Source organism: Psychrobacter sp. 1U2 (genome assembly GCF_051847575.1).
This window is the reverse complement of the sequence record NZ_JBPYDC010000137.1, coordinates 1-1,671: the sequence shown is the minus strand read 5'-3', so window position 1 is coordinate 1,671 and position 1,671 is coordinate 1. Positions and strand designations below refer to the sequence as shown.

The 1,671-nt window shown below is 37.4% G+C and carries 1 protein-coding gene; it reads left to right on the top strand.

Annotated elements, in window-relative coordinates; all coding sequences use genetic code 11:
• Window positions 1-857: 857 nt before the first annotated feature.
• The coding region (locus ACS8FD_RS13880) for a 2-oxoglutarate dehydrogenase E1 subunit family protein (protein ID WP_439276301.1) at window positions 858-1,671 on the top strand (814 nt) is incomplete at its 3' end.

Below are 1,671 nucleotides of genomic sequence, written 5' to 3'. Positions count from 1 at the left end.
TGCTAGATTAGCAAGATGAGAGTCATTTATCTTAACTAATGTAAGTCTATGCGTACAGTACGTTGGTAGCATGTAAGAGATTATAGATTGACTATTATTTACCTGTACAATTTATACATGATAAAAAGCTTGTTGATTTGATAGGTCATCATACAATTTTGTCGATTGTAAAAGTTAAAGATTCGTTTAGCGCGAAGAAATCGTTTCTTTATGAGTTTTTTAGGAAAGTAACGTCTGTCATAATCAAGACTGTCTTATAAATAAAGTTGGTGTTTCGCAACTTATGATAAATATTGCTTCATAAAAATGTTATCATAGCGCTACTAAACAACGTTAAAAAATAGACTCTTTACACTAACTCTCTACGAACTTTTAGCCATGCCATCATTAATAATATACGCCTGATGTCCGTAAAGTGATGACTAATATTCGAAAAGTAATAGTTAATATTTAATATGTAAATACTTAGTATTGAACAAACAAACTATGTCAGGTAATTTATGCATGTTACCTTATACAGCAGTGTATGCTCGTTATAGATGACACTTTAAATGGTTTTTAAACATTTTTTGCAAAGCAATTGTTTATCTAAGTGACTAACATCAGTGAAGCTTGGACTTGATATTATCGTGGCTCATACTCATTTATAATATCAAGCGATCATAAGTAGCGCTTAGCGTAATCAGTCAATGACCATTGTTCACAAACTATTACTCAAGAACAGTAACTATCGATAAGTAATAACTAGTAAATAGTATTTCATGATGTATACCAACTTTTTTAAAAGCTTAGCGTATAATAGAACACACAATAATAAGCACGATTCCATTCATTTATCTATCAAATAGACGATTATTATGAATAGTATAACGAAAGAAGCAGCTGGCGTAGAACATACTGAACTTGCCGCTGACAATGCCCTTTATATCGAATCCCTTTATGAGCAGTTTTTAAGCGACCCAGACAGTGTCGATACGGATTGGCAAGATTATTTTAAGCAGTACCAATCTCCTAACGATGCCAAGCATAATGCCATTAAAGATCAATTCTTATTGCTTGCCCGTAATCAGACAGCCAATAAAGTTGGCCCCGCCTCTGACAATACAACTACAAGCACCCCAGAAGACTGTGCAGACCCTAAACAGATGGCTGTCCAGCAATTGATTTCGGCGTATCGTCGTCGTGGTCATCGCCGTGCACAGCTTGATCCTTTAGAGCTGCATCCGCGCGCTGAAGTCGAAGATTTGACCCTCGCTTACCATGGCTTATCAGAAGCCGATCTCGATACTGTATATCCTACTAGCGATCTTAATATCGGTAAAAAAGAAGCGCCATTGCGTGAAATTATCGAAATTATGGAGCGCGTCTATTGCCGTCATATCGGTGTAGAGTACATGCACGTGACCACCAGTACCGAAAAACGTTGGATGGAAAAGTATCTCGAGACCAATCTAGGTTATATCAAGTTTGACGAGGAAAAACGCTTATCTATTTTAGAGCGTTTGACGGCTGCTGAAGGATTAGAGAAGTACTTAGCGCGTAAATATACGGGCGTAAAACGTTTTGGTTTAGAAGGCGGCGAAAGCTTTATTCCTGCGGTTAACGAAATCATTCAACGTGCTGGTAGTTACGGTACCAAAGAGATGGTTATCGGTATGGCTCACCGGGGAC